The following is a 13,486-nucleotide window of genomic DNA, read 5'->3' on the forward strand; positions in this document are numbered from 1 at the left end:
AGTCCATGTTGTTCTCCTAGAGCTAGGTAGCGGCTTATGCGTGCAGTCTAGTAAAAGGGCAGCGATGGGAGATAGGGCTGGAGGACTCCACGATCCATTCCCTGGATTCGGACAACCAGAAGGGGGGAAGGTTTTGCCCTCAGCGCCGCGGGTGACCTGACAGGAACCGGCCGATGGTCCTTTAGCCAGGACGGGCCCGAAACTGTTGTCACCTACTGTTGGCAGGTCAACGCCGGAAAGCCGCTGCTTCGGCGGCTGGGCTGGCTGATGAAACCAGTTTTCAGCGCGAACCACCGCTGGGCCATGGCACGTGGCGAGGAAAGCCTGATCCTGGAATTGCGGCGCCGCCGCCATGCCGAGGCAGGGACCTTCGATCATGTTCCCCCTCCCCCGGCAGCGACTTTCCGCTTCACCAAATCCCGCTAGAATCGAAATCACGTGTCCAGCGAGTGATGAGCCGTGAGGAGGTTTCCGTGGCACCCGTTTCCGCCCGGATTCCCTTCCATCTGCTGCGCTCCACCACCGTCGCTGCAACCATGGTGCTGCTCGCAGCCCTTGCCCATATCCTCGGCGGCGGCTCTCTTCCCGGAGCCGGGATCATGGCAGCCATCCTGGCCATGACCGGCCTGGCTTCGACGCTGGCCACCAGGCGGCAACTCAGGCTACCGGCCATGACAGCAGTCCTCGGTGCCGGGCAATTGGCCCTCCATGAGGTCTTCACCGCACTCAGCGTTCCGCCATCAGGGGCAGCTTCGGTCGTCCGGGAAAGTCATCACGCGGCAGGTCAGGCGGGCTTTGCTCATGAGGCAGGGTTGTCGTTGACGGAGGCCGCGGCCCAGGGTGCCGGGCATGCGCACCAGGTTGATTCCCCCTTAACGGCGCTGATGCTGACGGGCCACGTGGTGGCCACCCTCGTCTGCGCCGCGTTACTTGCCCGGGGCGAGGGAGCGCTGTGGTTCCTGGCAACCTGGCTCCGCCCGCTCGTTCAGTTACCGTCTCCGGTGACGCTCGACGCCGGAACAGTACCCGCCGCCAACAGTGCCGGCAGGGACTTCACTCCCCTTCCCTGGCGGAACCTCAGGCAAGACTGCCGACGCGGACCGCCCGCCGCCGTCGTACTTTCCTGACTCAGCCCGGCACTGCCGACCCCTGCGCTCCTTTCCATCGCCCGGCGGTCAAGTGACGGGTTCCTTCCCTCACTTCAGTGCGCCCCAACGGGAGCGCACCCCGAAAGGCATTTCCATGAACAAGTCCATCCTTCGCCGCGCCACCTCCGTGACCGGTGCCATTGCCGGAACAGCGGCCCTGATGATGGCGGGGTCCGCGGGGGCGTCTGCCCACGTGGGTATCAGCCCGGACAAGACCACCGCCAATTCGTATGCCCTCCTCACGTTCGGCATCCCGCACGGCTGCGACACCTCAGGAACTACCAAGGTGACCATCACCCTGCCGGAGGAACTCAACGACGCCCAGCCAACCGTGAATCCCAACTGGATCGTTGAAAAGGTCGAAGAAGAGCTGGCCTCGCCGAAGAAGACGGCCGACGGGGCAACCATCACCAAACGCACCAGCAAAATCGTTTACACCGCTAAGACACCGCTGGATCCCAAACTGCGGGACGCCCTCGTGTTGTCCATGAAGCTGCCCGACGCTGCCGGCACAACCCTCTACTTTCCGACGCTTCAGAACTGTCAGGTGGGCCAGACCGACTGGGCCGAAATACCCAAGGACGGCCAGGACCCGCATTCACTTGAGGCACCCGCTCCCTCAGTGACTATTTCGGATGGTTCCCCGCAAGGAGAGGGATCCCACGCCAGTGACACTGCCTCCGTTGTTGATGGCGCCGCCGTCGATCAGGGTGTGGAAGCGAGAAGCTGGGCCGGGCTGGCGGCAGGCGTGGGAGGACTCGCGATGGGTGGCGTGGCCTTCGTGCGCAGCCGGGGCACCAAGAAGGATCCGCTCCAGTCTGCAGGTTCTTCAAGCTAGCAGCATCAGTTCGATGCCTGGAATTACAATCCGGGCGTCAATTCCCCGCCGTCGTCGTGGCATCGTTGACTCCCAGGACCTCTCCCGTAAAGGTGTAGCCATGAGGTCTCAGAGAATCAGCATTGTGTCTGCAGTCATGACGGCGGCGGGGGCCGTTCTCCTTCTGACAGCCTGCGGTCCCAGCCAACCGCAGTCGCAGCAAACAACCCCGGCAGCTTCCCCCTCCAGCAGCTCCTCGTCAGCTGCTCCAAGCGAAACATCCCCTCCCAGCAGTCCCCCGGCGGCGTCGACGCCCACGGCGGGGGAAACGCCGCTGTGCCAGGCCTCGAACCTCACAGCCAGCACTGATTCATCAGGCGGAGGGGCAGCCGGCAGCATCAATATGCAGCTGGTGCTCAAGAACTCAGGCTCAACCCCTTGTATGCTTCGGGGTTTTCCCGGCGTCTCGCTGACCGCTGACGCGGGTGGCGAGCCTATCGGGGCGCCGGCCACAAGGGACGAGTCCACGCGCGCAGCCGACGTCGTGCTGGCACCGGGGGCAGCCGGAACGGCCCCTTTGCGCTACACCCAGGCCGGAAACTTCCAGGACTGCACCCTGACGCCGGCGGCCGGCTACCGGATTTATCCCCCCGAAGACAAGGCCTCCCTTTTTATCCCGCAGCCCACAGATGCGTGCGGCAATGCCGCCGTCACTTTGCTGAGTGTGGGAGCCTTCCGGGCCCAGTAGCGCCTTCCCATTACCGGTGTTTGAGCTGGCCCCGGCTGATTCATCCGGCGGTTGAATCGTCAGGTGAGGCGTCACGTATTGCGTCAGCGGAAGCGTCCACCGAAGCGTGGGCCGTTTTCGGCGGACTCACAGCATCGCGGGCAAAAGCGACGCCCAATCCGATAAGGCCCAGGCCGAAGGCCACATGCAGCCAGTTATCGGCGCTGCTAAACGGAACCACGTTGAGCGGGGAGTCATGGGGAATTATCAGCCCCAAAATCCACATTGCCAAATAAGCCACGCCCGCGCCGATCAGGAAGGTACGGGACTGCATCGCCAGCCGCGACATGAACAGTCCAACCACTCCTGTGGCAAGGTGCACCAGGTTGTGCAACACCGAAACCTGGAAGACACCGAAGAGCATCGCGCCGGACTGATGCCCCCAGAACGCCATCGCGTCAGTGCCGCTGGTGGTCCCCGGAACGAACCCCAGGCCTCCCACAAGGACGAATAGGATGCCAGCCGCCACAGCCGATTTCTGAAGAGCAGTCCGCTTGCCTGTGCTCCGACCGGAAACGTGGACTGCGTTCATGGTTGCGCTCCTGCTCCTTGGCGGCTGTTCCTTCACAGGTACATGGTAAGTATACTTATGAAATCTTCCGACGCCCCGCTGAAGGAAATCGGGGCACGAGCCGAGAGGCAGGCGTGAACCGATGACTTCACTGTGGCTGGACAGGCCGGACACTTTCACAAGCGATGAGTTTGTGCCGGAAACCTCCTATGACACGGCAGTTGCAGGCGCCGGACTGACCGGCCTCGTCACCGCGCTCCTTCTGGCCCGATCCGGGAAAAACGTTGTCATTTTGGAGGCACGTACTCCGGGCGCGGTCACCACTGGAAATACGACGGCGAAAGTAACCCTCCTGCAAGGCACAACGCTTTCGAAGCTTCGGGGCCAATACTCTCAAAAGCTGGTCGATGCCTACGTCGAAGCCAACCGCGAAGGCCAGGCCTGGCTCCTGCGGTACTTGGACTCGAACAACGTGCCTTACCAGACCAGGGACGCCTACACCTATGCAGCAACTCTTGACGGTGTCGAGAAGCTTCGCGAGGAATTCACCGTGGCTCTTGCTGCCGGCCTGGACGTGGACTACACCAAGGATCCCGGCCTGCCGTATCCCGTCAGGGGTGCAGTTGCTTTGACCGGTCAGGCGCAGATTCACCCCATGGACGTTTTGGATACGTTGATCGCTGACGTACGTAGCCACGGCGGAAAGATTATTTCGGGGGTCCGGCTGACCGGGGCCCAGGGCACGGGGCCACTCGACATCCAAACCACCCGCGGAAAGATCCGGGCCGAGGAACTTGTCCTGGCCACGGGTACGCCCGTGCTGGACCGGGGGCTCTACTTCGCAAAGCTCAAGCCAGGGCGCTCATATGCAGCGGCTCTCCGGCTGCCTGGTTCGACGACACCGCCCAACGGCATGTATATCTCCGTTGAACAGCCCACCCGCTCCCTGCGCGATTACCCGGTCGACGGGGAACGGCTTTTACTGGTCGGCGGAAACGGCCACGCGGGGGGCCGGATGCAGTCGGCGAAGGCGCACCTGGACGGGCTCGTGGAGTGGGCGCAGGGCCATTATCCGGGAGCGGAAACAACTCACACCTGGTCTGCCCAGGACTATCAGCCCGTGAGCCTGATGCCCTTCTTCGGCAAAATGCCGCGGGGCAGCGGCAGGATTTTCCTTGGCACAGGCTACAACAAATGGGGCATGACGAATGCTGTTGCCGCAGCCTTGGGGATATCGGCGGATATCCTTGGCGGCCAGATTCCCTGGGCCGACACCATCCACCACAGGGTTACTTCTCCCCCCGGTGCCGCATCTGCCGCCTCTCTTAATGCCGACGTCGCTGCGACCGTTTTCAAGGACTGGAGCAAAGTCGGGCTGAAACGGCCCGATGAAACCACCCAGGTTCCAACGGAAGGAATGGGAGTGGTGTCCAGGCAAGGCCGCAAGCCGGTCGCGGCCTCCACCGTGAACGGCAGCACCTGCAAGCTTTCCGCAGTATGCACGCACATGGGCGGAATTGTGCGCTGGAACGACGCCGAAAAATCCTGGGATTGCCCGCTGCACGGGTCCCGTTTTACCAATGAGGGCCAGGTGCTTGAAGGACCGGCTACGCATCCTCTGGCACAGCTTGATTGAGCCGGCATTTCTGTCAGTGCCTTAAGGCATGATGGAGAAATGGATGGTCAGGAAGCCGGGCAAGGGAATCGGGAGAACCAGGAGATCCATAGAAACAGACGGGCCGGAACCATGGAACGGTTCAGCCAGTCCACGCGCGAGTGGTTCCTGGGTGCCTTTTCTACGCCCACTCCCGCTCAGGAAGGCGCCTGGAACGCTATTTCCTCAGGTTCCCACGCCTTGGTGGTGGCTCCAACCGGATCCGGAAAGACTCTCGCGGCGTTCCTCTGGGCCCTGGACCGGCTTCTTGCTGCCGACAGGGTCCTGACTGATACTCCCCTGGACGATGCTTCTGCGGTTGAAGCCGTGGTGCCCGGCAGGGAGGGCCGGGGCAAAGGCAGAGGGAACAAGGCCCCCAAGCGGAAAACACGGGTCCTGTACATTTCCCCGCTCAAGGCCCTTGGCGTCGACGTCGAACGCAACCTCCGTGCGCCCCTGATCGGCATTACCCAGACTGCAAAGAAGCTGGGGCTGCCTGCCCCGCTGATCACCGTGGGGGTCCGCTCAGGAGACACCACGACGGCGGACCGGCGCGCATTGCTGACCAATCCGCCTGACATCCTGATCACCACGCCGGAATCTCTCTTCCTCATGCTCACATCCCGGGCGCGGGAAACCCTGGCTGAGGTGGATACCATCATCGTCGACGAAGTCCACGCGGTGGCCGGAACAAAACGCGGCGCCCACCTTGCTGTCTCGCTGGAGCGTCTTGATGCACTTCTGCCCAAGCCCGCCCAGCGGATCGGGCTCTCTGCAACCGTGGAACCCCGGGAACTCGTGGCACAGTTCCTGGCAGGTTCGGCACCATGCGAGATTGTGGCGCCTTCGTCGGAAAAGAACTGGGACCTGACCGTCTCCGTTCCGGTGGAGGACATGTCTGACCTGCCCGGGGCGGCCGGGGCCTTTGATTCAGGCCCAGCTTCCGGGCTCCAGCCGCAGGCCTCCATCTGGCCCCACGTTGAAGAAAAGATCGTGGACCTGGTGCTGGCCAACCAGTCCACCATCGTGTTCGCCAACTCCCGGCGACTGGCCGAACGGCTTACCGCCCGGCTGAACGAGATCCATGCTGAGCGCCAACTGGTAGCTGCGGGTGGAGGATGGGAGGGCGCGCCGACAATTTTCGATGCCCCGGCCCCATCCTCTTCTTCATCCCCTTCTGCGGTCGGCCCGTCCCCTGCGCCGGCCGCGCCTTCTTTCACGGCCACCCCTACTTCCACGGCCACCCCCGCTCACATGATGGCCCAGGCCGGCAGCACCTCGGGCGCCGATCCTGTCCTGGCCAGGGCCCATCACGGTTCGGTATCCAAGGACCAGCGTGCCCTCATCGAAGACGACCTCAAGTCCGGACGACTCCGCTGCGTAGTGGCCACGTCCTCCCTGGAGCTCGGCATCGATATGGGCGCCGTTGACCTGGTGGTGCAGGTGGAGTCCCCGCCCTCCGTGGCCAGCGGCCTGCAGCGTGTAGGCCGGGCAGGGCACCAAGTGGGTGAAATCTCCCAGGGTGTCCTGTTCCCTAAACACCGCGCCGATCTCGTCCACACAGCTATCACCGTTGAGCGGATGCTCGGGGGAAAGATCGAACGCCTCAGTGTGCCTGCCAACCCCTTGGATATCCTGGCCCAGCAGACTGTTGCTGCCACCGCCCTGGGCAGCATCGACGTCGAGGAATGGTTTTCGACCGTCCGTCGTTCCGCTCCATTCTCGAGCCTGCCGCGCTCAGCTTTCGACGCTACGCTGGATCTGCTGGCCGGCCGGTATCCCTCCGACGAGTTCGCTGAACTCCGCCCGCGGATCATCTGGGACCGGAACGCCGGCACCATCGAGGGGCGACCCGGCGCCCAGCGTCTGGCAGTGACGTCCGGCGGCACCATTCCGGACCGCGGGCTGTTTGGGGTCTACATCATCGGAACCGAACTCGAGGGGACGGGCTCCTCCGGTTCTTCTGCCGCTTCCGCCCCAGGAAGCCCGGCACCAGCGGGCTCGGCGGCGAAGGGCGGCCGCCGCGTGGGTGAACTCGATGAGGAAATGGTCTATGAGTCCCGCGTTGGGGATATCTTCGCGCTCGGTGCCACCAGTTGGAAAATAGAGGACATTACCCACGATCGTGTCCTGGTTTCTCCGGCTTTTGGCCAGCCCGGAAAGCTTCCCTTCTGGAAGGGCGATTCCCTGGGCCGCCCGGTCGATCTGGGCCGCGCGCTGGGCGCGTTCGTCCGTGAGCTCTCCGCGTCCGACGTCGGGCCTGCCACTGAGCGGTGCAAAGCCAGCGGGCTGGACGACTTCGCGGCCAACAATCTTCTGCAGTACCTCGCTGAGCAGCGGCAAGCCACCGAAGTGGTACCGAGCGACACCACGCTGGTGGTGGAGCGGTTCCACGACGAGCTGGGCGATTGGAGAGTCATCCTGCATAGTCCCTTCGGTATGCCCGTCCACGCCCCCTGGGCCCTGGCCGTCGGGCAGCGACTCCAGCAGCGCTACGGGTTGGACGGCTCTGCCATGGCGGCTGACGACGGAATTGTGCTGCGTGTGCCCATGATGGAAGACGAGCCCCCGGGGGCCGAACTGTTCCTGTTCGATCCAGAGGAACTGGAACAGATCGTGACGGCCGAGGTAGGCGGCAGCGCCCTGTTTGCCTCACGGTTCAGGGAATGCTCGGCCCGTGCGCTGCTGCTTCCCCGGCAAAATCCCGGGAAGAGGCAGCCGCTCTGGCAGCAAAGGCAAAGATCGGCCCAGTTGCTCGATGTCGCCAGGAAATACCCGTCGTTTCCGATTGTGCTGGAGACCGTCCGCGAGTGTCTCCAGGACGTCTACGACCTCCCGGCTCTCAAGGAGATCGCAGCATCCATTGAGCGCCGCGAACTCAGAATCGTCGAGACCACCACGCAGCAGCCGTCACCGTTCGCCAAGTCCCTGCTTTTTGGGTACGTCGCCCAGTTCCTTTATGAGGGTGACTCCCCGCTCGCCGAACGCCGGGCAGCCGCGCTCGCCCTGGACTCCACGCTCCTCAACGAGCTCCTGGGCCGGGTGGAACTCCGGGAACTCCTGGACGCCAAGGTCATCGAGGCAACCGAGCGGGAACTCCAGCGCCTTGCACCTGATCGGCGGGTCCGGGGCATGGAGGGTGTGGCCGACCTGCTGCGGCTGCTGGGCCCTCTCACGCCTGAGGAAGTCTCCGTCCGCCTCGAGGCGGCCGGGGCCGCGCATGCCACACCCGCCGACGCCGCCGTGCACCTTGCCGCCCTGCAGCGCGCCAACCGGGCTCTCAAGGTCAACATCGGCGGCTTTGAACGCTTCGCGGCCGTGGAAGACGCCGCCAGGCTGCGGGATGCTCTCGGCGTGCCGCTCCCCATGGGTGTCCCCCTGGCCTTCATCGAACCTGTGGCCGACCCCTTGGGCGACCTTGTGTCCCGCTACGCCAGAACGCATGGGCCGTTCACCTCTGCCGAAGCAGCCAACCGGCTGGGACTTGGCGTCGCCGTCGTCAATTCCGCCCTGAAGCGTCTGGCGGGGGACGGACGCGTTGTCGAAGGGGAGTTCCGTCCCCATGTTGCACCTGAGGAAACGCCGGAAGTGCCTCCCGGGGAAGCTTCTTCCGGAGCGGCCTCGGCACCCTCACCTCCGTTGGGTTCGTCTGCTCCGGTATCCACTGCATTGGCCGGCACGAGTGAATGGTGCGACGCCGAAGTCCTCCGCAAGCTCCGCCGCAGGTCCTTGGCTGCCCTCCGCGCTGAAGTGGAGCCAGTTGATGGCACAGCCTACGGCAGGTTCCTTCCCGCCTGGCAGAATGTGCTGACGCCGGGTGGCCGGCGTGGCCAGTCTGTGCTGCGCGGCATGGACGGGATCATCACTGCCGTTGATCAGCTGTCCGGTGTGCCCGTACCCGCCTCGGCCTGGGAGCCACTGGTTCTGGCAGGCCGCGTCGCCGATTACCAGCCGGCGATGCTCGACGAGCTCATGGCTGCCGGGGAAGTCCTCTGGTCCGGGGCCGGGGCGCTGCCCGGCAACGACGGCTGGGTGAGCCTCCACGTGGCAGATTCTGCGGAGCTGACCCTGAATCCGAACCCTGACTACCAACCCGGCGACGCCCAGCTCCGCCTGCTCGAACACCTCCAAAACAACGGTGGCGGATACTTCTTCCGCCAGCTGACGGATATCGCAGGCGGAATGGATTCCGTCTTGAGCGATTCCGATGTGGTCACGGCACTATGGGATCTGGCTTGGGCCGGTCGCGTTACGGGCGATACCTTCGCTCCGGTGCGCGCCTTGATTGCCGGTGGCCACACCGCCCACAGGCAGGTAGCCCGGGCGCCACGTGCCCGCGCTCCGAGAATGAGCCGCTTGGGCCGTGCCCATGGAACCGGCCTGCGTGGATCTCCGGGGCTGACCGGCGGCAGGTATGGCACGCTTGGCGGGGCAGCGCCCACTCCCCCTCTGGCCGCCGGGCGCTGGTCGGCGCTGCCGGCACCGGAACTTGACCCCACCATTCATGCCCGGGCCACCGCCGAGCTCCTGCTGGACAGGTATGGGGTGGTAACGCGCGGTTCGGTCATGGCCGAGAACATTCTGGGTGGCTTCGGACTGATGTACAAAGTCCTGGCGAGGCTGGAGGAGGCGGGACGTTGCCGGCGCGGCTACTTCATCGAGCACCTTGGGGCTGCCCAGTTCGCAGTCCCGGCCACAGTGGACCGGCTCCGGTCGTTCGCCGAGGACACTCAACTGGCCAAAACGGAACCCGTTGCCATGGCCCTTGCAGCCACCGATCCTGCCAATCCCTACGGCGCGGCTCTTCCGTGGCCGGTGCTTAGCGTTGAAGCCGGCAGCGGGCACCGCCCGGGAAGGAAGGCTGGAGCGCTGGTGGTGATGGTCGACGGCGCGCTGGTGTTTTATGTGGAGCGCGGAGGCAAGACCCTGCTCGCCTTCAGCGAGGACACCACGATCCTGGCCTCTGCCGCAGCGGCGTTGGTGGGAGTGGTACGCCGCGGTGCCGTGGACAAGCTCGTGATGGAGAAGGTCAACGGCCACGACATTCCGGAGACCCCGGCCGCCGTTGCACTGACCCAGGCTGGCGCCTACACCACCCCTAAGGGACTGAGGATCCGTGCCTGAGGGGTGGATCCGTGCCCGAGGGTGATTCAGTGTGGCGGGCGGCTGCACAATTGCACTCCGCCTTGGCCGGCCAGAAACTCCTGTCCTCAGACTTCCGGGTCCCACGGTTCGCTACGCTCAAGCTCGACGGGTGGACGGTCAGCGAGGTGGTGCCCCGGGGCAAACATTTGCTCATGAGGCTCCAGGGTCCTGCGCAGGAACGGCTCACCATCCACTCCCATCTCAAAATGGAGGGCGCCTGGCAGGTGTACCCGCCAGGTGGCCGGTGGCGTAAACCGGGGTTCACGGCGAGGTGCGTTCTGCGCACGGCTGCGGCAGACGCCGTCGGGTTCTCCCTGGGAATACTGGACGTGATCAAAACCGCGGACGAAGACTCTGTTGTGGGCCACCTGGGACCGGACCTCCTGGGTCCGGACTGGGATGCCGACGAGGCCCAGCGCCGCATACTCGCCCACCCTGAGGTATCCATCGGAGTGGCACTTCTAGACCAGCGGAACCTCGCCGGAATCGGCAACGTTTACCGCTGTGAGGTGTGCTTCCTTTCGCGCATCCACCCTGCTGCGCCCGTCTCTGCCGTGGCAGACCTCCCCGCCCTCCTGACGGACGCCAAGCAATTACTGCAAGCCAACATCGGGTCCGCCCGCAGAACCACTGTAATGAACCCGCAGGGAAGACCCGCAGGCCGCAGCGGAGGGCGTCCCGGCTACTGGGTGTACGGCAGGGAACACCAACCCTGCCTGCGCTGCGGGACGCCCATCCGCTACGGCGTCCTCGGAAACAAGGCCCAAGGAAGAACCCGGGCCATCGAGGAGCGGGACATCTACTTCTGCCCTAGCTGCCAGCCGGAGCCCGTAACCTCCTGACGATGAGTACTGCGGCGCTACGGCGCCGGGGATGTTGCGGCATTCAGGCAGCCTGGACGGGCACCTGCTCCTTGTCGTCCGCTGTGGCCAGGGCCACCGCAGGAGGTTCGGGAACCATGAACTTCGGCAGGAGGAGCTGCACCAGAGGCCCGATCGCCAGTGCGTACACCACCGTGCCCACGCCGATAGAACCGCCCAGCAACCACCCGGCCGCCAGCACCACAATTTCGATCCCCGTCCTTGACAGACGGACCGACCAGCCCGTCCTGCGGGCCAAACCGGTCATCAGCCCGTCCCTGGGACCTGGGCCCAGGCGCGCACCGATGTAGCAGGCAGAGGCGATACCGTTCAGGAGCACAGCACCCACCAGCAGCGCGATCTGCCCGCCAAGGTGGGAGAACTCCGGAATCAGGAGTAGACCTACGTCGGCAAATACGCCCACCAGCACCGCGTTGCTGAGCGTGCCGATCCCGGGCCGCTGCCGGAGGGGGATCCACAGGAGCAATACAAGGAAGCTCACCACCACCACAACCATGCCGATGCTCCAGCCCACCTTGCCGGCAAGGCCTTGGTGGAATACGTCCCAAGGATCCAACCCGAGGGCTGCCCGGATAAACATGGCCAAGGAGAATCCATACAAGGCAAGGCCAATAAAAAGCTGAGTCAATCGTCGCGTCATCACTGAACCATATTCTCTGCAACTGGCCTTGTAATCCATAGCCAGTCTGAAATACTGGCCTTATGGCTGGCTCCTTGAATCCCATTGCACTGTCACGTCTCCTCGGAGAATGGAACCTTGGTGCCGCTCCTGCCTATCGCGAACTGGCCGACGTCGTCCGCCTCCTGATCCTTGACGGGAGGGTGCCGCTTGACGTGGCCCTTCCGAGTGAGCGGACGCTGGCATCCACTTTGGACATCAGCAGGACCACTGTCACCGCCGCTTACGGAAGCCTGCGGGAGCAGGGGTTCCTCAGCAGCCGGCAAGGCAGCCGCGGCCGCACCTGTATCCCGCAACGCACACTTCCGGGCGAGAATCCGGCAGGAGCCACCGGCGTCCTAACCGCCAGCCCGGGCCTGGCGGTACCCGAGGGGCTTCTTGACCTCGCCTACGCCTCGCTGCCGGCCAGTGGCGAGGTGGTCCACCGGGCGTTCGCCGCCGCAATCACTGAGTTGCCTGCGCTGCTGCCTGGGTTTGGGTATGACACCCTGGGCGTGTCGGCTCTCCGCCAGGCCATAGCAGCCCATTACAGCAGGGCAGGTGTTCCGACTGATGAAGAGCAAATCCTGGTCACATCCGGAGCCCAGCACGCCCTGAACATTGTGTTGCGCTCCTTGGCAGGCCGGCGGGACCGGGTACTCGTGGAGCAGCCCACGTACCCCAACGCCCTCGACGCTATTCGTGCCGCCGGCTGCCGCCCGGTTCCCGTTCCCTTGCCTTCTGCTGGCGCGGGTGGGGGTTCTGGTTCAGGACCCGGCTTGGAACCTGGCGGGGCTGCTCCCATTGCCGGTTTGGGCTGGGATCTCGATGCCCTGGGTTCCAGCATGATGCAGCTGCGCCCCAAGATGGCCTACGTCGTCGCTGATTTCCACAACCCCACCGGCAGGCTCATGCCCGACTCCCAGCGACGCCAACTGGTGAAGGCGGCAGCAGCGTCCGACACCGTTCTGGTCGTGGATGAGACCCTGCGGGAACTGAATCTCGACGGCGTGGCCAGCACCCCCGTGGCCGCGTTCAGCTCCGCCGTCGTTTCCATCGGTTCACTCAGCAAATCCCATTGGGCCGGTCTGCGTTCAGGGTGGATCCGTGCAGACAGGGCTTTGATCCAGAGGTTTGCCGCCGCAAGGAGCACCCTTGACCTCGGCGGCCCGGTGGTGGAGCAACTGGCTTCGGCCCATCTGGTGCGCGCGCTGAGCGAACCGTTGCCTGCCCGGCTCTCAGCTTTGCGGAACAACCGGTCGGTGCTGCTGGAACTCCTCCAGGAGCACCTCCCGCAGTGGCAGGTGGAGCGGCCGAGCGGCGGCCTCTCCGTCTGGTGCCGACTGCCTACCCCAGCCAGCACCGCCCTGACAGTGATCGCTCCGGACTTCGGCATCAGGCTCGCTGCCGGGCCGCGGTTCGGCGTCGGCGGAGCCTTCGAGCACTACCTGCGTGTTCCCTTTACCCTCCCGCCTGAACAGCTCGAAACCGCGGTCCATGCACTCCGTTCAGCCCAGGACCGGCTCAATGCCGCCCCACAGCTCAGACGAACCCTGAAGGAACCCAGGCAAGCAGCCATCGTCTAGCCGCCAGCCCCGGACGCGCAAGAGTGCCCAGGGACACCGATATGCCCCCGGGTCAGCCAAACGGCCCAAGGACACCCGGATCCGGGTGTCCTCCGACCGTTTGCGCGTCCCCAGACCGAAGGTGCGTCATCGTGGCCTGTGCGGCAGGCGTACACCCTCTCGAGGAAGAGTCCCCAGGCCGCCGCAAGCCGCCCGACGCCGTCGAGCTCCAATTCCACGCCTGGACTGTCCGGACGGCGAGCGCCAGCAGCCAGAAGGCAGAGAACCGGTCCGAGAACCGGTGAGGATCGGGAGCTACC

General features: G+C 64.7%; 10 protein-coding genes and 1 pseudogene. 8 read left to right on the forward strand and 3 right to left on the reverse strand.

Annotated features, from left to right (window positions below):
• The first annotated feature begins 267 nt into the window (after positions 1-267).
• The 4 genes from RIN13_RS20515 (at position 268) to RIN13_RS12095 (ending at position 2,713) form a co-directional block, all read left to right on the forward strand.
• Positions 268-426, forward strand: a complete 159-nt coding sequence (locus RIN13_RS20515) for a hypothetical protein (RefSeq protein ID WP_375164770.1) — start codon at positions 268-270, stop codon at positions 424-426.
• Positions 427-473: 47 nt separating this feature from the next.
• Entirely contained in the window at positions 474-1,127 is a 654-nt protein-coding gene (locus RIN13_RS12085) for a hypothetical protein (RefSeq protein WP_309107586.1), read from the forward strand.
• 115 nt (positions 1,128-1,242) lie between these two features.
• The gene (locus RIN13_RS12090; RefSeq protein ID WP_309107587.1) at positions 1,243-1,986 is read left to right on the forward strand and encodes a YcnI family protein; all 744 of its coding nucleotides are present in this window, start codon (positions 1,243-1,245) and stop codon (positions 1,984-1,986) included.
• Between the two features lie 13 nt (positions 1,987-1,999).
• Entirely contained in the window at positions 2,000-2,713 is a 714-nt protein-coding gene (locus RIN13_RS12095) for a DUF4232 domain-containing protein (protein WP_309107588.1), read from the forward strand.
• Positions 2,714-2,753: 40 nt separating this feature from the next.
• On the opposite strand, the gene RIN13_RS12100 is transcribed toward RIN13_RS12095, so the two are convergent.
• On the reverse strand, positions 2,754-3,284 hold the full coding sequence (locus tag RIN13_RS12100) for a DUF4383 domain-containing protein (protein WP_309107589.1): 531 nt from the start codon (positions 3,282-3,284) through the stop codon (positions 2,754-2,756).
• Positions 3,285-3,405: 121 nt separating this feature from the next.
• On the opposite strand from RIN13_RS12100, the gene RIN13_RS12105 reads away from it, so the two are divergent.
• From RIN13_RS12105 to RIN13_RS12115, 3 genes are all read left to right on the forward strand, one after another.
• Entirely contained in the window at positions 3,406-4,899 is a 1,494-nt protein-coding gene (locus RIN13_RS12105; protein ID WP_309107590.1) for an FAD-dependent oxidoreductase, read from the forward strand.
• A 111-nt stretch (positions 4,900-5,010) separates the two neighbouring features.
• Entirely contained in the window at positions 5,011-10,041 is a 5,031-nt protein-coding gene (locus tag RIN13_RS12110; RefSeq protein WP_309107630.1) for a DNA glycosylase AlkZ-like family protein, read from the forward strand.
• An 11-nt stretch (positions 10,042-10,052) separates the two neighbouring features.
• On the forward strand, positions 10,053-10,904 hold the full coding sequence (locus RIN13_RS12115) for a DNA-formamidopyrimidine glycosylase family protein (RefSeq protein ID WP_309107591.1): 852 nt from the start codon (positions 10,053-10,055) through the stop codon (positions 10,902-10,904).
• A 43-nt stretch (positions 10,905-10,947) separates the two neighbouring features.
• Here RIN13_RS12115 and RIN13_RS12120 read toward each other — a convergent pair whose 3' ends face one another.
• Positions 10,948-11,586, reverse strand: coding sequence for a hypothetical protein (locus RIN13_RS12120; protein WP_309107592.1), 639 nt, complete (start codon positions 11,584-11,586; stop codon positions 10,948-10,950).
• Between the two features lie 59 nt (positions 11,587-11,645).
• On the opposite strand from RIN13_RS12120, the gene RIN13_RS12125 reads away from it, so the two are divergent.
• Positions 11,646-13,187 carry a PLP-dependent aminotransferase family protein gene (locus tag RIN13_RS12125; RefSeq protein WP_309107593.1) on the forward strand — a complete coding sequence of 514 codons (1,542 nt, stop codon included), beginning with the start codon at positions 11,646-11,648 and terminating at the stop codon, positions 13,185-13,187.
• A 220-nt stretch (positions 13,188-13,407) separates the two neighbouring features.
• Here the strand turns inward: RIN13_RS12125 and RIN13_RS12130 are convergent.
• Positions 13,408-13,486 (reverse strand): annotated as a pseudogene (locus tag RIN13_RS12130) (ArsR family transcriptional regulator); the annotation flags it as partial.

The organism is Arthrobacter sp. (assembly GCF_031179985.1).
Lineage (GTDB): Bacteria > Actinomycetota > Actinomycetes > Actinomycetales > Micrococcaceae > Arthrobacter.